Genomic DNA, 21,063 nt, shown 5'->3' on the forward strand with positions numbered 1-21,063 from the left:
GAGGGGGAACGCCCGGTCCCATCCCGAACCCGGAAGCTAAGCCCTCCAGCGCCGATGGTACTGCACTCGCCAGGGTGTGGGAGAGTAGGTCGCCGCCGACATTCAACGTGTTCAGTGGGCCCCCGCCTGATGGCGGGGGCCCACTTTTGTTTTTGCCCATCCTCGCATCTGCCGCTGACAGTCCTGGAGGCAAAGGCGGGAGTTGCCCACCTCGCCTGCCGTCCGTCCACAGGTTCGGCTGCACGCTCGTCCCGGCGCCCCCCACCGCGCACGCTCGTGGTGGACGGCCGCGCAGGCCGGCCCACCACGAGCGAGGAGCGAGCGATGAGCGCGATCTACGTGACGGTTCCCGGGCGGATCGCCACCCAGCCGGAGCGGCTCAATTCCACGAAGGGCACCGGGGCGAAGTTCCGGGTGGCCACCACCGAGCGCTGGTTCGACCGCACCGCCGACGCCTGGAACGACGCCCAGCCCGTCTACCTCACGGTCACCTGCTGGCGCCAGCTCGCCGAGAGCGTGCTGGTGTCGTTGCGCGTGGGTGATCCGGTCGTCGTGCACGGGAAGCTCGTCAACGCGAGTTTCGAGCGCGACGGTCGGGTGGAGCCCCGGCTGGAGGTCAGCGCGGCCGCGATCGGCCCGGATCTGCGGTGGTGCACGGCGGCGGTCACGCGCACGCGTGCCGCTGCGGCCGACGCTCCGCCGTCGGCTCTGACGGCCTCTGCGACGGCCACCATGGCTGCCTCTCCGGCGGAGCGCGACGACGGTCCCGCGGGTCCGGAACGCCGCCTCGGCGTGCTCGCCGGTGAGGGGGCCGTCGGGGCGTGACCCGCCGCAACTACCATCGACACGTGGCGGAGTTCATCTACAGCATGCAAAAGGTCCGGAAGGCCCATGGCGACAAGGTCATCCTCGACAACGTCACGCTGAACTTCCTGCCCGGAGCGAAGATCGGCGTCGTCGGACCGAACGGCGCCGGGAAGTCCACGGTGCTGAGGATCATGGCCGGCCTGGAGCAGCCGAACAACGGCGACGCGATCCTGGCCCCCGGGGCCACGGTCGGCATCCTCCAGCAGGAGCCGCCTCTCAACGAGGAGAAGACCGTCCTCGGCAACGTCGAGGAGGGCCTCGGCGAGATCAAGGAGCAGCTCGACCGCTACAACGCGATCGCCGAGCAGATGGCCACCGACTACTCCGACGAGCTGATGGAGGAGATGGGCCGGCTCCAGGAGATCCTCGACCACAACGACGCGTGGGAGCTCGACTCCCAGCTCGAGCAGGCGATGGACGCCCTGCGCTGTCCGCCTCCCGACATGCCGGTCACCCAGCTGTCCGGGGGTGAGCGCCGGCGTGTGGCGCTGTGCAAGCTGCTGCTGAGCAAGCCCGACCTGCTGCTGCTCGACGAGCCCACCAACCACCTCGACGCAGAGAGCGTGCTGTGGCTCGAGCAGCACCTGGCGTCGTACCCGGGCGCGATCCTGGCGGTCACCCACGACCGGTACTTCCTCGACAACGTCGCCCAGTGGATCATGGAGCTCGACCGCGGCCGGGCCATCGGCTACGAGGGCAACTACTCCACCTACCTGGAGAAGAAGGCCGAGCGCCTGGCCGTGCAGGGCCGCAAGGACGCCAAGCTCCAGAAGCGGCTGGTGTCGGAGCTCGCGTGGGTCCGATCCGGCGCCAAGGCGCGGCAGGCGAAGAGCCGTGCCCGCCTGCAGCGCTACGAGGAGATGGCCGCCGAGGCCGCGCAGTACCGCAAGCTCGACTTCGAGGAGATCCAGATCCCGCCGGGGCCGCGGCTGGGCAACGTCGTGGTCGAGGTCGAGCACCTCGACAAGGGCTTCGACGGGCGCGTCCTGATCAAGGACCTGTCGTTCTCGCTGCCGCGCAACGGCATCGTCGGTGTGATCGGCCCCAACGGCGTGGGCAAGACCACGCTGTTCAAGACGATCGTGGGGTTGGAGAAGCCCGACTCCGGCACCGTGCGGGTGGGCGACACCGTCCTGCTCTCCTACGTCGACCAGAACCGCTCGGGGATCGACCCGAAGAAGACGGTGTGGGAGGTCGTCTCCGACGGTCTCGACCACATCAAGGTCGGCAACGTCGAGATGCCCTCGCGGGCGTACGTGGCGGCGTTCGGGTTCAAGGGGCCCGACCAGCAGAAGCCGGCGGGCGTGCTGTCGGGCGGCGAGCGCAACCGGCTGAACCTGGCGCTCACGCTCAAGCAGGGCGGCAACCTGATCCTGCTCGACGAGCCCACCAACGACCTCGACGTGGAGACGCTGGGGTCGCTGGAGAACGCGCTGGAGCAGTTCCCCGGGTGCGCCGTGGTGATCTCCCACGACCGCTGGTTCCTCGACCGCGTCGTCACCCACATCCTGGCGTGGGAGGGCACCGACGAGAACCCGGCCTCGTGGTTCTGGTTCGAGGGCAACTTCGAGGCGTACGAGCGCAACAAGATCGAACGCCTGGGAGCGGAGGCCGCGCGCCCGCACCGAGTGACGCACCGTAAGCTGACGCGCGACTGAGAGCTATGCATCCCCCGGCTGGTGATCTCTGCCGGCCCGGGAGGTGGATCCCGGCACTTCAGGAGGTCACGTGGGGTCGACGCGTGCCGAAGGCCGAGTGGTCGGATCGGTACCACGGGTGGACGCAGAACTCCTCGATGCGGCTGCGGCACTCCGGTGGGCCCGTCCCGACCTCACGGCCGAGCTGGCCGACCACGTGCTCGAGGAGGCCTCCGCAGCAGACCAGCAGGATCGTTGGCTGGCCGCGGCGGGTTGGGCCCTCCACGCACGGGTCGCCACCGGCGACGGGCGCGACACCGCGTGCGGGGTGCTGGCCGCCCTGCCGCGCTGGGGTGATGCAGCCCTCACCGGCCCCGCCGCGCGGCGGCTCCGGATCGAGCTGGCGATGGTCGCCGCAGGCGCCGGGGAGGTCGACGCGGCCCGCAGGCTCCTCGCGGGTGTGCGCGCCGACGACGACCCGGAGCTCACGGCCGACCTCCTCTGCGCCCACGCCAGGTGCGCGGTCGAGGACGCCCCCGACGAGGTGGCGGCCGCGCTCGACGCGGCCGAAGCGGCGTGGACCACGGTCGGCGGGGCCGCCGCGCAGCTCGGCGGGGCATCGGTGGCACTGGTCCGGGCGGTCGTGGAGCGGCGGGCGCAACGTCCCGCCGCGGCGGTCGACCACGCGGCCGACGGGCTCGCGCGGCTGGAGCGCGGCCGCAGCGGCGCGGGCACCCGGTCGAGCCACCTGGCGGCGGCGCTCGCCGCGGAGTGGATCTCGGCGCTGCTCGACGCCGGTCGGCTGACGGAGGCCGCCGAGGGCTGCAATGCGCTGCTGCCCCGGTTGTCGGAGAAGGCCCGTCCCACCCGGCAGCTGGCCCTCCTGCGGCTCACCGTCACCCGTGCGCTCGCCGCACAGGACCCGCGCACCGACACGGCGGAGCTGATCGCGCAGGCGGCCGACGATGCGGCGGGCAGCGGGGTGCCCGACCTCGAGGCGGTCTGCCGCACGGCGCTCGGTGCGCTGCACGAGCAGGCGGGGCAGGTCGACATCGCGCTGGCGGCGCTGCAGCTCGCGGTCGAGGCCGAGCGCACCGACCGGGCCCGCGCACGGCGGTTCCTCGCCGCCATCGCCGAGCTCCCGGCCGACCCCGAGCGGCCGAAGCGGCGCCGCGCACGGGCGGAGGCCCCGGCTCGCGACACAGCCGACCACATCGCCGGCAGCTCCGACGCCACCACGGTCCTGCCGGCGATCACCCGGAGCGATCGCAAGCTCCGGTCCAGCCGCCGGGAGGAGCAGGAGCGGGAGAAGCCGCGGTTCGAGCGGCCCGTCGGGGAGCCCGCGTTCACCGGCGCACCCGAGCCCACCCCCGCCGAGGAGCAGGCGCCCGCGTGGGGTGCGGTGCCGTGGGGCGGTGATGCGGGCGACTCCCCGATCGGGGACCTGCTCCTGCGCAGCTTCCGCAACGACCCGCCGGAGCCGGTGGCGAACGGCGCGGCACCGCGCAACGGCAAGTCCGTCGGAGCCCGGGAGCAGCCTGCCGAGGAGCCGGCGAGCTCGTCGAGCTGGGTGCCCACCCTCGACCCGGCCGACGAGGCCGAGGAACGCCCCCCGACCAGGCGCCGTGGCCGGTACTCCGACTCCGACCGGCGGCGTTCGCGCCGTGCCCGGGAGGAGCGCGCCGAGGCCGCGCCCGAGACACCCGGCGAGCGCCCGGAGGATGCGGGCGGTGCCGGGGAGCAGGAGGGCCGGTCCCGCCGGCGCTCCCGCCACCGCGACGACGACGCCCTGGCCACGAATGGCAGGCCCCAGGGGTCCCGCGCGCGTCACGGCAGCCCACGAGACACCGAGGAGCACCCGGGCGAGGGTGGCCGCCGCTCGCGCGGCACGGGCGGCACGCGACGGCGCCCGGACACCGCACCGGCGGAGACCGCCTCGCTGGAGGCCGAGCTCTGGTCGCCGGCCGCGGAGGTCTCCGAGGAGCCCGTGCCGGCCACCCCCGCACCTGCCGCCGCGGCCACCGGTGCAGCCGCCGAGCCCGGCGATTCCGACGACTGGCTGCAGTCGGCGCTCGCTGAGCTCGACCGCGCCCTCAGCGGCCTCAGCGTCGGCGGACCGCCGGACATCGAGACACCCTTCACGGCGGAGACCCCTGCGGAGGAAGCCGGCATCGGGGAGCTCGACCTCGAGGAGCCTGCGGACCACGACGGCTGCGCCGTGGTGGTCGACATCGCCCGCGACGGCCGGCGCTTCGCAGGCCCGCGCGCGGCGGCGGTGGTGCGCTCGGTCGCCGATCTGATCGCCGACCGCCTCCCGGAGGGCGGCCGTTCGCGGTTCGGCGACGCCGACGCGCTCGTCGTCACACGTGCGGGCTGGAGTCGTGCCGACGCCACCGACTGGATGCATCGCACGTTGCCCACTCTCCTGGACGGCTTCGCCACCGCGGAGGAGTTGCCGGGTGCGCAGCTGCGCGTGGCCGTGCACGACGCGGACGGACCGGTGGGAGCGCAGATCCTGCAGCCCCTCACCACGGCCCGCGAGGCCGGCACCGGGAGCAGCCGGTGGGCCGACGCGAGTGCCGGTGCGTCCGAGGAGCGCGGCCAGAAGTACCGGGCCGCCGCCCGGGCCGTCCGGCCCGACCGCGGTTCGCGAGCCCGCCCGGAACAGGCTGCTGCGCTGGTGCACGACGGGGCGCTGCCGCGCTGGCCGTTCTCCGGCCACGACGAGCCCATCGAGGCCTCCGATGCTGCCGACGCGCCGTCCGATGCCACGGCCGGAGCCGGGCGCCACGGTGGCGGTCGGACGCGGTCGGAGCGCACGCGCGACGAGAAGGGCGAGCGGAGCCACCGGTACAAGGCCGACGACCAGCCGGCCGCAGGCCAGGAGCCGGCGAAGCCGACCGGTTCAGGCCGTGCCGCCCGGCGCCGCAGCGCCGAGTCCGCGAGCAACGGGGCTGCCGGTAACAGCACTGCGAGCAACGGTTCGGCGGGCAACGGCTCGGCGGGCAACGGGTCCGTGAGCAAGGCAGCCGCGAGCAACCGAGCCGCGGGCAACGGCTCGTCCGGGAACGGGGCGGGATCCAACGGGCCGGCGGGCGCGGGGCCCACGGGCAACGGTGTGCCGCACGGCGCTGTGCAGGCGCCGGCCGGCGCCGGGCGCCGGGCGAAGCCCGACGAGAACGCCGCTGCGGCCGCCGGGGCCGGCGCGTCGCGAGACCGCGAGCCCGAGCGCGCGGAGTCCACCGAAGGCCTCGGCCTCGCCGATCTGCTCGCGGGCGCGCTGGCCGCCTACCGGGGCATCTGAGGGGCCGCATCCGGGCGCGGCACCCGGCGCAACCGGCCGGATGCGGGGGTGTGCAGCTTACGGGTTGCCGCCCCGCCCGCCGACGGTGGCGAGCGGAAATCATGGGTGTGGATCGGGGCTAGGGTGGCGAGCGAGCCCGCTGCCCCGCGGGCGCACCACGGCGGCGGAGCGAGCACGCCGTCGGCGAGACCCGGAGCTGAATGTGACGAGCCGGACCCGGGAGCAGGCGCAGTCGCCCGCGACCGATCCCGAGCCGATCGACCCTGCCTTTGCCGAGCTGGGGGCGCTGTACACGCGCCACGCCCCCGACCTCCAGCGAGGTGACCATCGCCCGCTCCTGCTCGGAGCGGCCCGCGACCACATGGAACTCGCGCGGGTGCGGGCCGCCGGGGCGCCGCTGATCCGCCTGCGCGACCCGCACGAGGGGGCGGACGCGGGCACGGTCGTCGAGATCGTCACCGACGACATGCCGTTCCTCGTGGAGTCGCTCCTGGCCGCCGTGGGGCGGGCCGGTGCCGAGGTCGAGCGGGTGATCCACCCGATCGTCGTCGTGCGGCGTACCGAGGCGGGCGAGCTCACGGAGGTACTCACCACCGCCGACCCGGCGGCGCCGCCCGCCGACGCGCTCGTCGAGTCGTGGATCCACCTCGACCTGGTGCCCACCGACGTCGACCGGGACGAGCTCGAGCAGGTTCTGGCGCGCGTCCTGTGCGACGTCCGCGAGATCGTCGAGGACGCCGAGCCGATGGCGGAGCGGGCGCGGGCCGTGGCCGACGAGCTGTCGGCGGGGCCCGCGGTGCGCGCGGGCGCCGACCCGTCCGACGTCGGTGAGCTGCTGCGCTGGCTCGTCGACGGCCACTTCACGTTCCTCGGCTACCAGCAGTACCGGGTGAGCGGCGACGACCTGCACGCCGAGTCGGAGTCGGGCCTCGGGATGCTCCGCAAGGGTTCGACGATCGCCGAGAAGTTCGCGCCCGAGGTGGAGAAGGCCGAGGCGCAGGACGAGCTGCTCGTGATGACGCGGGCCAGCGCGCCGAGCCCGCTGCGGCCGGTGCACCCCTTCTACCTCGCGGTCCGCACGTTCGACGCCGACGGCGGGCTCGTCGGCGAGCACCGGTTCCTCGGGCTGCTCACCGTGCCGGCGCTGTACGAGAGCGTGCTGGACATCCCGCTGGTCGAGCGGCGCGTGCGCGACGCGATCCGCCGCGCCGGGTTCCCCCTGGAGTCCTACTCCGGGCAGCGGATGCTGGAGGTGATCTCCGGCCTGCCGCGGGAGGAGCTGTTCGCGGTGGGCGAGCAGCACCTCCACGACACCGCGGTCGGCGTGCTCGCGGTGGCCGGGCGCCGCTCGGTGCGCCTGTTCCTGCGCCCCGACCCGTACCGCCGGTTCATCTCGTGCCTCGTCTACGTGCCGCGCGACCGCTACACCACCGACGCGCGCCGCCGGATGGCCGACGTGCTGCAGCGTCGCCTCGGCGGCCGGCAGGTCGAGTTCACGGTGCGGCTGTCGGAGTCGAGCCTCGCGATGGTGCACTTCACGGTCCTGACCGACCAGGACGCGGCGGGCTTCGGCGACGTCGACGTGTCGGCGCTGCAGGACGAGCTCACCGAGGCCGTGCGCACGTGGGACGACCGCCTGCTCTCGCAGCCCGACACGGCGGGGATGACCGCGCTGCTGCCGGGGGTGCCGGAGCCGTACAAGGCGGCCGTCGCCCCGCAGCACGCCGTCGAGGACCTGCGCCGCATCGCCGCCCTGTCCGGGCCGGGCGACTTCGACACCCGCATGTACATCGCCGACGTCGAGGGCGGCGAGCCGCGGTTCACGCTGTACCTCGCCGGGGCGCCCGCGTCGCTCACCGCGGTGTTGCCGCTGCTGCAGCAGCTCGGGGTGGACGTGCTCGACGAACGCCCGTCGGAGTTCGTGCGGGCCGACGGGCTGCGGTGCTGGCTCTACGACTTCGGGCTGCACGTCGACGACGCCACCCGGGCGGCGTTCGACGATCCCGCGGTCGTCACGGCGTTCTGCACGGCGTTCCGGGCCGCGTGGGCCGGGGACGCCGAGTCCGACCGGTTCTCCGCGCTGGTGCTGCGGGCCGGCCTGCCGTGGCGGGAGGCGGCCGTGCTGCGGGCGTACGCGCGCTACGCGCGTCAGCTCGGGAGCCCGTACGGACCCCAGTACATGGCGAACACGCTGCTGGCGTACCCGGCGGTGGCCCGCGCGCTGATGGCGTTGTTCCGCGCCCGGTTCGAGCCCGGCCTCGCCGAGCGGGAGCGGGAGGAGCTCGCCGCGCTGGCCGAGGCCAGGGGCCTGATCGACGCGGTCACAGGGCTGGACGCCGACCGGATCCTGCGCACCTACCTCGCCATGATCACGGCGACGCTGCGCACCAACTGGTTCCGCAACCGGCCGTTCTTCTCGTTCAAGCTGGACCCGGCCGAGGTGCCGGGGATGCCGGCGCCCCGCCCGAAGTTCGAGATCTTCGTGTACTCGCCGCGGGTGGAGGGCGTGCACCTGCGGTTCGGGCCGGTGGCGCGTGGGGGTCTGCGCTACTCCGACCGTCCGCAGGACTACCGCACGGAGATCCTGGGCCTGGTGAAGGCGCAGGCGGTGAAGAACGCCGTGATCGTGCCGGTCGGCGCGAAGGGCGGCTTCATCGTGCGGCGCTCCGACGCGGGGCCGGAGGAGGTCGAGACCTGCTACCGGACGTTCATCTCGGGGCTGCTCGACGTCACCGACAACCTCGTGGGCGCCGAGACGGTGCCGCCGCCGGACGTGGTGCGCCACGACGGCGACGACTCCTACCTCGTGGTCGCCGCCGACAAGGGCACGGCCAGGTTCTCCGACGTGGCCAACGACGTGGCGGCCTCGTACGGGTTCTGGCTGGGTGACGCGTTCGCCTCCGGTGGTTCGGTCGGCTACGACCACAAGGCCATGGGCATCACCGCCCGCGGCGCGTGGGAGAGCGTGAAGCGGCACTTCCGGGAGCTGGGGATCGACACCCAGACCCAGGAGTTCACCGTGGTCGGGGTCGGCGACATGTCCGGTGACGTGTTCGGCAACGGGATGCTGCTGTCGCGGCACATCCGGCTGCTCGCGGCGTTCGACCACCGGCACGTGTTCGTCGACCCGAACCCGGACCCCGCGGCCAGCTACGCCGAGCGCGAGCGGATGTTCGCGCTGCCGCGCTCGTCGTGGGACGACTACGACCGGTCGGTGATCAGCAAGGGCGGCGGGGTCTGGCCGCGCACCGCGAAGTCGGTGCCGATCGGGCCGGAGATCCGCGCCGCGCTGGGCATCGCCGACGGCGTCGACCGGCTGAGCCCGCCCGAGCTGATCGCGGCGATCCTGCGCGCGCCCGCCGACCTGCTGTGGAACGGCGGCATCGGCACGTACGTCAAGGCGTCGGACGAGACGCACGCCGACGCGGGTGACAAGGCCAACGACGCCGTGCGCGCCGACGCCTCGGAGCTGCGGGTGAAGGTCGTGGGGGAGGGCGGCAACCTCGGCCTGACGCAGCGCGGGCGCATCGAGTTCGCCCGCCGCGGCGGCAAGATCAACACGGACGCGATCGACAACTCCGCGGGCGTCGACTGCTCCGACCACGAGGTCAACATCAAGATCCTGCTCGACCGGCTCGTGGCGAAGGGTGAGCTCGAGCAGGAGGCCCGCAACGCGGTCCTGCTGGAGATGACCGACGAGGTCGCCGAGCTCGTGCTGGCCGACAACCGCGACCAGAACGAGGTGCTGGGCATCGGTCGCGCCCACGCCCCCGCCATGGTCAGCGTGCACGCGCGGCTCACCGCCGACCTCGAGGCGCGCCGCGGGCTCGACCGCACCATCGAGGTGCTCCCCGACGAGGCCGGCTTCGCCGCGCTGGAGAAGGCGGGCGCCGGGCTCACCAGCCCGGAGCTGGCCACGCTGCTAGCCCACACCAAGCTCGACCTCACGGCGCAGGTGCTGAACACCGACCTGCCCGACGCCGCGGCGTTCGCCGCGCGCCTGCCGGAGTACTTCCCGCAGGCCGTGCGCGAGCGGTTCGCCGCGGCCGTGCGGGAGCACCCGCTGCGCCGCGAGATCGTCACCACGCTCCTGGTCAACGAGATGGTCGACGGCGCCGGGATGACGTACGCGTTCCGGCTCGGCGAGGAGCTGTCGGCGGGGCCGACCGACGCGATGCGGTCCTACGCCGTCACCACCGCGGTGTACGACCTGCCCGAGCTGTGGCGCGAGCTGCGGTCGCCGGAGATCCCCACGTCGCTGTCGGACGAGCTGGTGCTGGAGTCGCGGCGGCTGCTCGACCGGGCCTCGCGCTGGTTCCTCACCAACCGCCCCCAGCCGCTGGCCGTGGGCGCCGAGGTGAGCCGGTTCGCCGCCACCGTCCGGGAGCTGCGCGCAGACCTGCCGACGTTCCTGCGCGGACGCGAGCAGGCGGGCGTCGAGATGCGGGCCGCGGAGCTGCGGGCGGCCGGGCTCGACGCCGATGCCGCGATGCGCAACGCCGTGCTGGTCTACAGCTACGGGCTGCTCGACGTCGTCGAGCTCACGGAGCTGTCCGAGCGCGACCGGGAGGCGCGGGAGCCGCAGGAGGTCGCGGCCCTGTACTACGGGCTGTCCGAGCACCTGGGGGTTGATTCGGCGCTCACGTCGGTCACCGCGTTGGAGCGCGGCGACCGCTGGCACGCCCTCGCCCGGCTGGCGCTGCGCGACGACCTGTACGCGTCGCTGCGGGCGATCACCCTCGACGCGTTGCGGGAGGCCGGGCCCGGCACCTCGGTGGAGAGGTCCATCGCGCTGTGGGAGAAGGCCAACGCGTCGCGGCTCGTGCGCGCCCGGGCGGCGTTGCAGGAGGTCGGCAAGGCGGGGCAGCTGGATCTGGCCACCCTGTCGGTGGTCTCGCGCCAGCTGCGCGGTCTGGCCCGCTGAGGGGACCCTCAGCGGGCTCGGGAGCGGCACTTGAGAGGGTGGACGGTGTGGCTCCCTTCATCGCTGACGTCGGCGTCCGCTGGACCGACCAGGACGTCTTCCAGCACGTCAACCACGCTGTCACCGTGACGCTCCTGGAAGAGGCCCGCATCCAGCTCGTCTTCGACGCCGCGGGTGCGGAGGGCGTGTCCGGGTTCGCCGAAGGCCTGCTCGTCACGGGGCTGTCGGTGGACTACAAACGCCAGTTGTCCTACCGGGCGCGGCGGTTGCGGGTGGCGATGACCGTGGAGGACGTGCGGGCGGCCGCGTTCCGCATCCGCTACGCCATGCACGAGGGCCCGGAGGAGGGCGACGCCGTGGCCGTCACGGCCGAGACGCGGCTCGCCGCGTTCGACCTCGACGCGCAACGGCCGCGCCGGCTCACGCCCGAGGAGCGCCAGTTCCTGGGACGGTGGGTGGCATGACCCGGCTGACGGTGCCCGACCCGGACGAGCGCGGCGACCTCGGCGCGTTCGTCGCGCGGGTGGTGCGGCTCGACCAGGCCGCGCTGGTCCGGTTGCGGGCGGGGGAGGGCACGGTCACGGCGTGGGCGGCCACCCCGTTCGACGTGCTCGCCACCCGCACGGTGCACGGCGAGGTGGAGCCCGGCGACGTCACGGTGCCGGCCACGGGCCTGCTCACGGCGCTCACGGTGGAGCGGGCCGACTCGGTGGACCCGGGCGCGGGCGGGCTCTGGCAGGGCGAGCTGCCCCCGGCGGAGGGCTGGCAGCCGGTGGACGACGTGCCGGCCGCCGAGCTGGAGCGCCTCACCGAGCGCGGGCTCGCCGTCGCGCGGGAGAACGCGGGGCCGATGGGTCCGCCAGCCTCGCTGCTGGACCAGACCGTGCTCACGGTGTCGGCCGGGGCCCGGCCCGCGGTCAAGGTGCCGCTGCGCTGCCTGTTCGCGCTGTCCGGGATGGGCTTCCTCGGCGACGCCGGGCCGGACGCGGGCGTGGTGAGGGTGTCGGCCACGGGGAGCTGGATGCGGCTGGACGCCCGCTACGGCGCGGTCGTGCGCCGGCGGGTCACCGCCTTGCCCCTGCTCGTGGGCTGACCCCGCGCACACCTCTCCCCGCGAAACGCGAGACTCGCCCGTCCCTTTTGCGGGACTCGGCCGCCCGGGCGCGAGACTCGCCGGGGTGCGCGAGTCCCGCTTCTGGTGGGGCGAGTCTCGCGTCTGGCGGGGTGATTGTTCCGTTCTGCGGGGCGAGGTGCGCGTTCCGCGGGCCCTCAGGCGAGCCAGGCCGCGGTGTCCGGCGGGAGCATGCCGTCGGTGAGGGGGCCGCTGGCGAGGATCACCTCGCCGGGCGGGAGCGGCACGATCTCCGCCGACGTGTTCAGCGCGCACACCAGGGTGGTGCCGGCCCGGCGGAACGCGAGGCACCCGGTCGGCGCGCCGAACCACTCCAGCTCCTGGCCCTGGAAACCCGGGTGGGTCTTGCGCAGCTCGATGGCCCGCCGCACCAGCGACAGCGTGGAGCCGGTGTCCTCCAGTTGCTCGGCGGCCACCAGCTTCCCGTACTCGGGCGGCATGGGCAGCCACGGGTCGCTCGCGGTGAACCCGTATCCGGGGGCGCTGCCCTCCCACGGGATGGGCACGCGGGAGCGGTCGCGGCCCCGGCGGGTGTGGCCGGAGAGCTCCCAGATCGGGTCCTGCAGCACGTCGTCGGGCAGGTCGGCGTCGGGGAGGCCGAGCTCCTCGCCGTTGTAGAGGAAGACCATCCCCGGGAGCGCCAGCTCGACGAGGGTCATCGCCCTGGCGCGGGCGAGGCCGGCCTCGCCGCCGCCGTAGCGTGTGACGGGCCGGGAGATGTCGTGGTTGGAGAGGGTCCAGCCCGGCGAGGAGCCCGCGTCGGCCACGGCGCCGAGCGACTGCTCGATCGCGGACCGGACGGCCGCGGCGTCGAAGGGGGCGCGGACGAGCCGGAAGTTGAACCCCAGGTGCAGCTCGTCGGCGCGCACGTAGCGGGAGAACCGGGAGCTGTCGCCCACCCACACCTCGCCCATGACGAGGCGGCCGGGGTAGTGGTCGAGCACGGCGCGGATCATGCGGTGCACGCCGTGGACGTCGTCGTGGTCGAACCGCGGGTCGGGTTCGCCGCTCGCGGGGGCCCACCGCTCGTCGTCGCCTGCGGGCTCGCGCTCCTCGCGCGTGTCCGGGAGGTCGGGCGGCTTGCTCATGCCGTGGGCGACGTCGATGCGGAATCCGTCGACGTCGCGGTCGAGCCAGAACCGCAGCGTCTTCTCGAGGTCGGCCCAGACCTCGGCGTTCGTCCAGTTCAGGTCGGGCTGCTCGGGGGCGAACAGGTGCAGGTACCACTCGCCCGGGCTGCCGTCGGGGTCCTGCACCCGCGTCCACGCCGGCCCGCCGAAGACGCTCTGCCAGTTGTTCGGCGGCTCGTCGCCGTCGGGGCCGCGTCCGCGCCGGAAGTGGTAGCGGGCCCGCTCCGGGCTGCCCGGTGCGGCGTCCAGCGCGGCGCGGAACCACTCGTGCTCGCGGGAGGTGTGGTTGGGCACCAGGTCGATCGTGACGCGCAGGCCGTGCTCGTGGGCGTCGGCGACGAGCCGGTCGAACGCGGCGAGGTCGCCGAAGACGGGGTCGACGTCGCGCGGGTCGGCCACGTCGTAGCCGTGGTCGGCCATCGGGGAGGTGTAGAAGGGGGTGAGCCACAGCGTGTCGACGCCGAGCAGCTCGAGGTACCCGAGCCGGGCCCGGATCCCCTCGAGGTCGCCGACGCCGTCGCCGTCCGCGTCCGCGAACGACCGGACGTAGATCTGGTACACGACGGCGTCGCGCCACCACTGGGGGTCTGCCACCGGAGCCGGCGAGGCGGGTTGGCGCTGCACGCGCCAGATCTTGCCAAGCGATCGGGAACGGAGCGAGGGCTGTCCGTCACACCGGGTAGTACTTCGAACTCTCGGGTGAAACTCAGAAGTGGCTGTTGACCATGCTGGCGGCCGCGTAGGTGAGGTATTGCCACAGCTGGTCACGATGGGCGGGGGACAAGCCGGCGTCGTCGACGGCCACCCGCATGCACCGCAGCCAGGCGTCGCGCTCGATCGGCCCGATCGTGAAGGGCGCGTGGCGCATGCGCAGGCGGGGGTGCCCGCGCCGCTCGGAGTAGGTGCGCGGGCCGCCCCAGTACTGCTCGAGGAACAGCCGCAGCCGCTCCTCGGCGGGGCCGAGGTCCTCCTCGGGGTAGAGGGGTCGCAACACCTCGTCTGCGGCCACCTCTTCGTAGAACCGCCGGACGAGCTTCTCGAAGACCGGGGCTCCGCCGACCTCGGCGTAGAAGTTCTGAGGATCGGTCACGGCTCCATCATCCCTCCCCGTCCGGGCTACGGCATCGACGGGCGTGCGTCCGCGGCCGGGAACACGGTCGGCCGGGGCACCGCGGCGTCCTCGAACGCGTCGGCGATGGCGGCGTTGAGCGCGCGCTGCACGGCGAACTGCCTGCCGGGCTTGACCTTGACGGTGAGCCGCAGCGTGACCCCCTCCGGGCCGACGTGCTCGACGCCGAGCAGCTCGGGCGGCTCCAGCACCGAGTCGGCGACGTCCTTCTCGGCCACGCGCTCGGTGGCGGCGCGGGCGGCGACGGCGCTCGCGGAGGGGATGTCGGCGGAGTGGGAGAGCGGCAGGTCGACCACGGCGACGGCGTAGCCCTGGCTCTTGTTGCCGACGCGCAGGATCTCGCCGTTGCGGACGTACCAGACGGTGCCCTGGTGGTCGCGCAGGGTCGTGATGCGCAGCCCGACGGCCTCGACGACGCCGCTGGCCTCACCGGCGTCGATGATGTCGCCGACGCCGTACTGGTCCTCGAGCAGCATGAACATGCCCGAGAGGAAGTCGCGCACGAGGTTCTGGGCGCCGAACCCGACCGCGACGCCCACGATCCCGGCAGAGGCCAGGATCGGCGCCAGCGCGACGCCGAACTCGGCGAGCACCATGATCGCGCCGACCACGAGGATCACGGTCGAGGCGATGGAGCGCAGGACCGAGCCGATCGTGCGGGCCCGCTGCGCGCGGCGCGGGGTGGCGGTGCCGTTGGCGGTGGCGTTGCCGCGCAGGCGGGGGGTGCGGCCGACGATGCGGGAGATCTTGGAGTTGGTGGCGCCGTCGACGACGCGGTTGATGGCGCGGTGGATCAGGTACCGGGCCAGGACGCAGAGGACCACGATCAGCGACACGTTGAACGTGGTCGAGACGATCGTGTCGGCGGAGCGGGCCAGGAAATCGCTGTTGGTCAGCTTGTAGAACTCGGCGCACCAGCTGCCCGCGTCGGCGGCGCAGGCGGGCTGGTCGGGGACAGCAGCGACGGGAACGGAAGCGGTGGTCACGACAGCTCCAGACCGGTGTGGGCGGCGAGGAAGGACAGCTGGTCGACCGCCAGCGCGACGGTGCGGGAGACCGCGCGGGCGCCGTGGCCCACGTCGGTCTCGCGGCGGATGAGGATCGGACGGGTGCGCGGGTCGCCGGTGGTGGCGTGCTGCAGCGCCGCGCACATCTTGCGGGCGTGCAGCGGGTCGACCCGCGTGTCGGAGTCGAACACGGTGAAGAGCACAGCGGGGTACGCCACACCTTCGTGGACGTGGTGGTAGGGCGAATAGTTCACGAGCCAGCCGAGCTCCTCGGGATCGGCGGCGGTGCCGTACTCGTCGTTCCAGGTGCGGCCGAGGGAGAACTCCTCGTAGCGCACCATGTCCAGCAGCGGTGCCGAGCAGACGACGGCCCGGTACAGGTCGGGGCGCTGGGTGAGCGCGGCGCCGACGAGCAGCCCGCCGTTGGAGCCGCCCATGATCGCGAGCCGGTCGGCGGTGGTGTCGCCCGCGTCGATCAGCGCGGTGGCCGCGGCGTGCAGGTCGTCGAAGACGTTCTGCTTGTTGGCGCGGTTGCCGGCGAGGTGCCACTCCTCGCCCTCCTCGCCGCCGCCGCGCAGCGACACCAGCGCGAACCGGCCGCCCTTCTCCACCCAGGCGAGCGCCGACGCGGTGAACGCGGGCTCGCGGCTGATCCCGAACCCGCCGTAGCCGGTGACGAGGGTGGGCCGCGCACCGGTGGCGCCGGGCGGGGAGATGACGAACATGCGCACCGTCGTGCCGTCCGCCGAGGTGAACTCGCGGTGCTCGGTGTGCACGGCGGGCACGTCGACCGCGCCCGGGGCCGTCTCCTCCCGCACCGTCTCCCCGGTGGCGAGGTCGAAGCGGTGCACTTCCGGGGGCGTCACCAGGTCGGTCCAGCCGAGCCACAGCCTGCCCGCCTCGGCCGGGGTGTCCCGGTCGGCCACCGAGAACCCGGTGAGCGAGCCGGTGCCGGGCAGCGGGACGGTGCCCTGCGGACTTCCGTCCTTCGCGTCGTGCAGCGCGACCTCGGCCACGGCGTGCCGGGCCCGGGCGAGGGCGAGCAGCGGCGGCCCGTCGGGGCGCTCCAGCCTGCGCACGGCCTGCAGCACCGATCCGGGATCCTCGGGCACCAGCTCCCGCCAGTGCTCCCGGCCCGGCGTGTGCGGGTCGGTGACGGCCAGCCGCCAGCGCGGTGCCCCGTCGGTGGTGTGCAGGTACAGCAGGCCGTCGCGGTCGACCCAGGCGTGGCACTGGACGTCGTCGGCCTGGGTGAGCAGCGGCGTGAGCGGCGGGACCTCCTCGCCCTCGCGCAGCTGCGCGATCCACACGCTGTCGCGGCGGGCGGTGCCGATGTTGCCGGTGACCACCAGCCAGCCGCCGTCGCGGGCGACGTGCACGCCGTAGTAGGTGTGCTCGTCGTAGAGGCCGGGACCGTCCACGAGCTCGTCGTCCGCGGTGGGCGTGCCCACGCGGTGCCGCCAGACGCGGCGGTGGAACGCCTGCTCCCCGGGGGGCACCTCGTGCTCGGCCACCATCCGCACGAACACGAACTCCTCGCCGCCGGGCAGCCACGCCACGTCGGAGTAGCGGCAGCGGTCGATCGGCTCCTCGACGTCCTCCCCGGACGCGACGTCGAGCACGTGCAGCACCGAGTGCTCGTCGCCGCCGGTGGAGAGCTGGTAGGCCAGCCGCTTGCCCTCCAGGTCGGGCACCCAGCCGTCGAGGGTGGTGCGCCCGCTGGGGTCGATCGCGACCGGGTCGAGCAGCACGCGCTCGCTGCCGTCCGGTTCGCGGACGTGCAGCACCGCGTGCTCCTGCCCCGGCTCGCGGCGGGTGGCGAACCGGCGCCCGGCCCGCCACAGCGGCGCCGACACCGAGCCGGCCGACAGGAGCTCGGTGAGCCGGGTGGCGAGCCCGTCCCGCCCGGGCACCCCGAGCTGCTCCTGGGTCAGCGCGTCCTGGGCCGCCGACCACGCGCGCGTACGCGGGTCGTCCGGGTCCTCCAGCCAGCGGTAGGGATCGGCCACGCGATGGCCGTGCAGGTCCTCCACCAGAGCGAGGCGCTCGGCGTCCGGGTAGGCGGCGTCCACGCGGGCCGAGGTTACGTCACCCGGTCCGGTGGTCTCCGTCAGGCGGGCCGCCTGCGCAGCGCGGCCGCATCCGCGCCGGTCAGCGTGACCGGAGCGGCCGCGTCGGGGTTGCCGATCACGCCCGCGAAGAGGCTCCCGTCGCCGACCACCGCGGTGACCCGGCCCGGCCCGGCCTCCTGGATCGCGGCGGGCACCCACTCCTCGCCGTCGCGGTACCACCAGCGCTCGGCGAGCGCGGGCAGGGCGCCCGACCGCACCTCGGCGATCGCGGTGTCGCGATCGGGTGCGGTGGTGAGCTCGGCCCCGAACACCACCAGCGCACGCCAGCCGCCGTCGGCGGCCGGCTCGACGAACCCGAGCAGCTCCCCGTCACCGTCGCGGTGCACCTCGATCCTGGACACGCGGCACACGATCTCCCGGCGGTCGCGCCGGGAGCAAACCGATTCACGCCGGGCGGCGGTCGGCCACGTGGCCGGGCACCGGGGTGCCGGCGGGCAGGGTCGGGCAGGTCTCGGGGGTGCCGAAGACCGTGTGCACCGGCAGCACGCCCGCCCAGCGGCCGCCCGCGACGACATCGGGCTCGTCGTCGGCCGGCGGGCCGCTGCGCACCTTGACGCTGGCCTCGGCGAGGTCGAGCCCGAACACGGCGGTGGCGGCGAGCTCGCGGCGGGCCGGCTCGCGGGCGTGCTCCCACGAGCCGGGCGAGAGCTGTTCCACGATGGCGTGCAGCGCGGCCAGCTTCTCCTCGGGGTCGGTGACGAGCCGGGCGGCGCCGTGCACCACCGCGCTGCGGTAGTTCATCGAGTGGTTGAATACCGAGCGCGCGTAGACGATCCCGTCGACGTGGGTGACGGTCAGGCAGACGGGGGTGCCGTCGGGGATCCGGAGCCAGCCCGCTCCGGTGGAACCGTGCACGTAGACGGTGTCGCCGATGCGCCCGTAGCCGGTGGGCAGCACGACCGGCGCGCCGTCGCGGACGAGGCCGACGTGGCCGACCAGCCCGGCGTCGAGCACCGCGTGCAGGTCGGCGCGGTCGGTGCAGGCGCGTTCGCGGTGGCGGGTCAGGGCGGTGCGCGTGGTCGTCGAGAGGCTCACGCTCCCCATGGTCACCACGGAGGTGGCATCCTGGCAGGGCCACTACTGCTCGACTTCGGAATGCCACTCGTGGATCTGCCGCCGCTGTCGCTGGACCGCTCGGCCGGGCGCCCGCTCGCCGTCCAGCTCGCCGACGCGCTGCGCGCCGCCACCGCCGACGGCACGCTCCGTGCGGGCGACCGCCTGCCGTCCACCCGCGCGCTCGCGGCGACGCTCGGCGTGAGCCGCACGGTCACGGCCGCGGCGTACGACCAGCTGCTCGCCGAGGGCTGGGCGCAGGGGCGGCGCGGCTCGGGCACGTACGTCGTGGGCGCACCGGCCGCCCCGCCGGCCCGGGTGCGGCCCGCGGCGGCGCCCGACCCGCGACCCGAGCGGCCCCTCGTGGACCTGACCCCCGGCACCCCCTGCGTCGCCGCGCTGGACCGGGCCGCATGGCGCCGCGCGTGGCGCGCCGCGGCCGACCCGGCGCCCGACGTCGTGCCGGACGAGGTGGGGCTCGCGGCGTTCCGGCGGGTGGTGGTCGAGCACCTGCTGCGCCACCGCGGCCTGCCCGCCGCGCCGTCGGACGTGCTCGCCACCGGCGGCAGCACCGCGGCGATCGGTGAGGTGGCCCGCACTCTGCCCCCGGGGGCCCGGGTCGCGGTGGAGGAGCCGGGGTACCAGCGGGCCGCCGCGGCGTTGCGCGACGCGGGGCTCGACGTCGTGGCCGTGCCCGTCGACGCCGCGGGTCTCGTGGTGGACGCGCTCCCGGCGGGCCTCGCGGCCGTCTACTGCACGCCCGCGCACCAGTACCCCACCGGGTCGCGGCTGTCGGCGGCCCGCCGCGTCGCGCTGGTGGAGCGGGCGCGCGCCGAGGGGTTCCTGGTGCTGGAGGACGACTACGACGGGGAGCTGCGCTACGACGTCGCGCCCCTGCCGCTGCTCGCGGCGCTCGGGCCGGACGTCGTGGTGCACCTGGGCACGGCGAGCAAGGTGCTCACACCGACCCTCGGGGTCGGGTGGCTGGTCGGGCCGCCCGCGGTCCGGGAGGCCGTGCTGGCCGTCCGCGCGCGTGGCGGGGTACGGCCCGCGCGCGCAGGGCAGCGCGTCTTCGCCGCGTTCGGCGCCCACGGTGACCTGGCCCGGCACCTGCGGCGGCTGCGGCGTGAGCTGGCCGCGCGCCGCCACGCGGTGGCCGCCGCGATGCGGTCGGCCGGGCTGGTGGTGGAGGGCGACGCCGCGGGCGCGCACGTCGTGATCCCGTTGCCGGATGCGGCCGCCGAGCGGCACGCCGTGGCCGCGGCGGCGGAGCGGGGTGTGCGGCTCGACGGCCTGGCCCGCCACCACGCCGGAGCCCCGGCCCGGGCGGGGATCGTGCTGGGCTACGCGGGCACGTCGGGCACAGACCTGGAACGCGCGCTCCCGCTGGTGACGGAGGTCCTCACGCGTACGAGCGGCACCCTCGTCCGATAGAGCGGTACGGATGTGCCGTTCGTCCGGCGGCGGGGCGCGGCTACCGTCCGTGCGTGATCTCCCGTGCCGCCCTGTGCGGTGTGCTGGTGCTGCTGGTGGCCGCGTGCGCGGCGGTGGAGCGGCCCGAGCCGGGCCGGGCGGAGCCGGTGCCCGAGCCCGTGCCGAGCAGCTCGCGCACCACCGTGTCCGCGCAGGACGGGCAGATCCTGGTGAACGGCACGCCGTCCACGCTGTTCGGGTTCCGGGTGGCCAGCGCCGCGATGCGCGACGACTGGACCGACGAGCTGATCTCCCAGCTCGACACGTGGCGCGACCACGGCGTGAACAGCTTCATCCTGTGGCTGCAGGGGTCGAGCGGTGGCTACACGCGCGTGTTCACCGACGCCGGGGAGTTCGACCCGCAACCGCGGGAGATCACCTCGATCGTCGGGTTCGGGGACGACGACGACCACACCGCGAACGGCTCGACGAGCGGCGCGGAGGTCCTCGAGCGGACGAGGCGCATCGTCGCGGCGGCCGACGAGCGCGGCATGGTGGTGATCGTCGGGCTCTTCTACCGGTCGGCCGCCGAGCACGACTCCCGGGAGATGCTCACCGCCGCGGCGCGCACGGCCGCCGGCGCGCTCGCGGACCAGGCGAACGTCATCTTCGACGTCTACAACGAGCCGGACGACTCGAACTCGATCGAGTCCGAGGAGAGCCTCGCGGCCTACCTGCGCGCGGTGAAGGAGGCCGCGCCGGGGCGCCTCGTCGGCACCGGCACGGTGGAGACCGACGAGAGCGCGGACATCGCGGACATGGACGACGTCGACGTGCTCATGCACGACGCCGGCGCCACCGGCGACGAGGCGATCGACGCCTTCGACACCCTCCGGGACCACACCGCCAAGCCGATCGTCAACGTCGAGTCGTTCGGCGGCAGCGGCCAGGGCTTCCTGGACGACGAGACGAGGTCGCTACCGGCCCCCGACGGCTTCCACGTCGACTTCCCGGAGTGGCGCCGCGTGTTCGGCGCCTGGCGCGACGAGGACTACACGAGCGCGACCGACGGCGCGATCGCGGGCAAGGACTCGTACCGGCGGTTGATCGACCACGTGGGCCAGGACCCGCGGCGGCAGCTCCACCTCATGGTCCACGTGGCGGGCTGGTTCCAGGGCGCGTCGCGGGTGGGCACGGCCGACCACCTCGGCACCCCGGGAACGCCCGGCCAGTGGAACAACACGTTCCAGGTGGGGCCCGGCACCGCGGACGGGACGCCGGAGAACCCGGGCATCGGCTGGATCCTGGAGCGGATCGCGGCCAACACCCGGTAGC

Annotated in this window: 14 protein-coding genes and 1 rRNA gene; 9 read left to right on the plus strand and 6 right to left on the minus strand. The window is 74.4% G+C overall.

The features are described 5' to 3' along the window. The 7 genes from rrf to ACFPL3_RS34745 form a co-directional block, all read left to right on the plus strand. A 5S ribosomal RNA gene (gene rrf, locus ACFPL3_RS34715) occupies window positions 1-101 on the plus strand; the annotation flags it as partial. A gap of 223 nt (window positions 102-324) precedes the next feature. Then, entirely contained in the window at window positions 325-825 is a 501-nt protein-coding gene (locus tag ACFPL3_RS34720; RefSeq protein WP_343941959.1) for a single-stranded DNA-binding protein, read from the plus strand. Window positions 826-848: 23 nt separating this feature from the next. After that, window positions 849-2,525: an energy-dependent translational throttle protein EttA gene (gene ettA / locus ACFPL3_RS34725; RefSeq protein WP_343941958.1), complete on the plus strand. Its 1,677-nt coding sequence runs from the start codon at window positions 849-851 to the stop codon at window positions 2,523-2,525. Window positions 2,526-2,643: 118 nt separating this feature from the next. Beyond that, window positions 2,644-5,808 carry a hypothetical protein gene (locus ACFPL3_RS34730; protein WP_379590266.1) on the plus strand — a complete coding sequence of 1,055 codons (3,165 nt, stop codon included), beginning with the start codon at window positions 2,644-2,646 and terminating at the stop codon, window positions 5,806-5,808. Between the two features lie 202 nt (window positions 5,809-6,010). Then, a complete protein-coding gene (locus tag ACFPL3_RS34735) occupies window positions 6,011-10,732 on the plus strand; it encodes an NAD-glutamate dehydrogenase (RefSeq protein WP_343939317.1) in 4,722 nt (1,573 codons plus the stop codon). Between the two features lie 47 nt (window positions 10,733-10,779). Next, complete coding sequence (locus ACFPL3_RS34740) at window positions 10,780-11,196, plus strand: acyl-CoA thioesterase (protein WP_343939315.1); 417 nt, start codon at window positions 10,780-10,782, stop codon at window positions 11,194-11,196. Further along, window positions 11,193-11,825, plus strand: a complete 633-nt coding sequence (locus ACFPL3_RS34745; RefSeq protein WP_343939313.1) for a DUF8185 domain-containing protein — start codon at window positions 11,193-11,195, stop codon at window positions 11,823-11,825. The genes ACFPL3_RS34740 and ACFPL3_RS34745 overlap by 4 nt, the downstream gene beginning before the upstream one ends. Before the next feature lie 176 nt (window positions 11,826-12,001). Here the strand turns inward: ACFPL3_RS34745 and ACFPL3_RS34750 are convergent, their stop codons facing one another. From ACFPL3_RS34750 to ACFPL3_RS34775, 6 genes are all read right to left on the minus strand, one after another. Further along, window positions 12,002-13,618, minus strand: coding sequence for a glycoside hydrolase family 13 protein (locus tag ACFPL3_RS34750; protein WP_343939311.1), 1,617 nt, complete (start codon window positions 13,616-13,618; stop codon window positions 12,002-12,004). Between the two features lie 82 nt (window positions 13,619-13,700). Beyond that, a complete protein-coding gene (locus tag ACFPL3_RS34755) occupies window positions 13,701-14,084 on the minus strand; it encodes a globin (RefSeq protein ID WP_343939310.1) in 384 nt (127 codons plus the stop codon). A gap of 26 nt (window positions 14,085-14,110) precedes the next feature. Beyond that, window positions 14,111-15,109, minus strand: a complete 999-nt coding sequence (locus tag ACFPL3_RS34760) for a mechanosensitive ion channel family protein (RefSeq protein ID WP_343939308.1) — start codon at window positions 15,107-15,109, stop codon at window positions 14,111-14,113. Further along, window positions 15,106-17,202: a prolyl oligopeptidase family serine peptidase gene (locus ACFPL3_RS34765; RefSeq protein ID WP_343939306.1), complete on the minus strand. Its 2,097-nt coding sequence runs from the start codon at window positions 17,200-17,202 to the stop codon at window positions 15,106-15,108. The genes ACFPL3_RS34760 and ACFPL3_RS34765 overlap by 4 nt, the downstream gene beginning before the upstream one ends. 38 nt (window positions 17,203-17,240) lie before the next feature. Further along, window positions 17,241-17,603, minus strand: coding sequence for a hypothetical protein (locus ACFPL3_RS34770; protein WP_343939304.1), 363 nt, complete (start codon window positions 17,601-17,603; stop codon window positions 17,241-17,243). Between the two features lie 43 nt (window positions 17,604-17,646). Continuing rightward, entirely contained in the window at window positions 17,647-18,306 is a 660-nt protein-coding gene (locus tag ACFPL3_RS34775) for a pyridoxamine 5'-phosphate oxidase family protein (protein WP_343939319.1), read from the minus strand. A 51-nt stretch (window positions 18,307-18,357) separates the two neighbouring features. On the opposite strand from ACFPL3_RS34775, the gene pdxR reads away from it, so the two are divergent. Both pdxR and ACFPL3_RS34785 read left to right on the plus strand, forming a co-directional pair. Next, the gene (gene pdxR, locus ACFPL3_RS34780) at window positions 18,358-19,749 is read left to right on the plus strand and encodes a MocR-like pyridoxine biosynthesis transcription factor PdxR (protein ID WP_379590271.1); all 1,392 of its coding nucleotides are present in this window, start codon (window positions 18,358-18,360) and stop codon (window positions 19,747-19,749) included. A 53-nt stretch (window positions 19,750-19,802) separates the two neighbouring features. Beyond that, window positions 19,803-21,062, plus strand: a complete 1,260-nt coding sequence (locus tag ACFPL3_RS34785) for a cellulase family glycosylhydrolase (protein ID WP_343940319.1) — start codon at window positions 19,803-19,805, stop codon at window positions 21,060-21,062. The last annotated feature ends 1 nt before the right edge of the window (window position 21,063 follow it).

Origin of the sequence: Pseudonocardia zijingensis (assembly GCF_042657305.1) — a bacterium.
In the GTDB taxonomy this organism is placed as follows: Bacteria; Actinomycetota; Actinomycetes; order Mycobacteriales; family Pseudonocardiaceae; genus Pseudonocardia; species Pseudonocardia zijingensis.

Bases quoted from the DNA above. Each gene is read 5' to 3' on its own strand.
- ACFPL3_RS34720 (WP_343941959.1), top strand. From the start codon at position 325: ATGAGCGCGATCTACGTGACGGTTCCCGGGCGGATCGCCACCCAGCCG.
- ACFPL3_RS34745 (WP_343939313.1), top strand. From the start codon at position 11,193: ATGACCCGGCTGACGGTGCCCGACCCGGACGAGCGCGGCGACCTCGGC.
- ACFPL3_RS34775 (WP_343939319.1), bottom strand. From the start codon at position 18,306: ATGGGGAGCGTGAGCCTCTCGACGACCACGCGCACCGCCCTGACCCGC.
- pdxR (WP_379590271.1), top strand. From the start codon at position 18,358: ATGCCACTCGTGGATCTGCCGCCGCTGTCGCTGGACCGCTCGGCCGGG.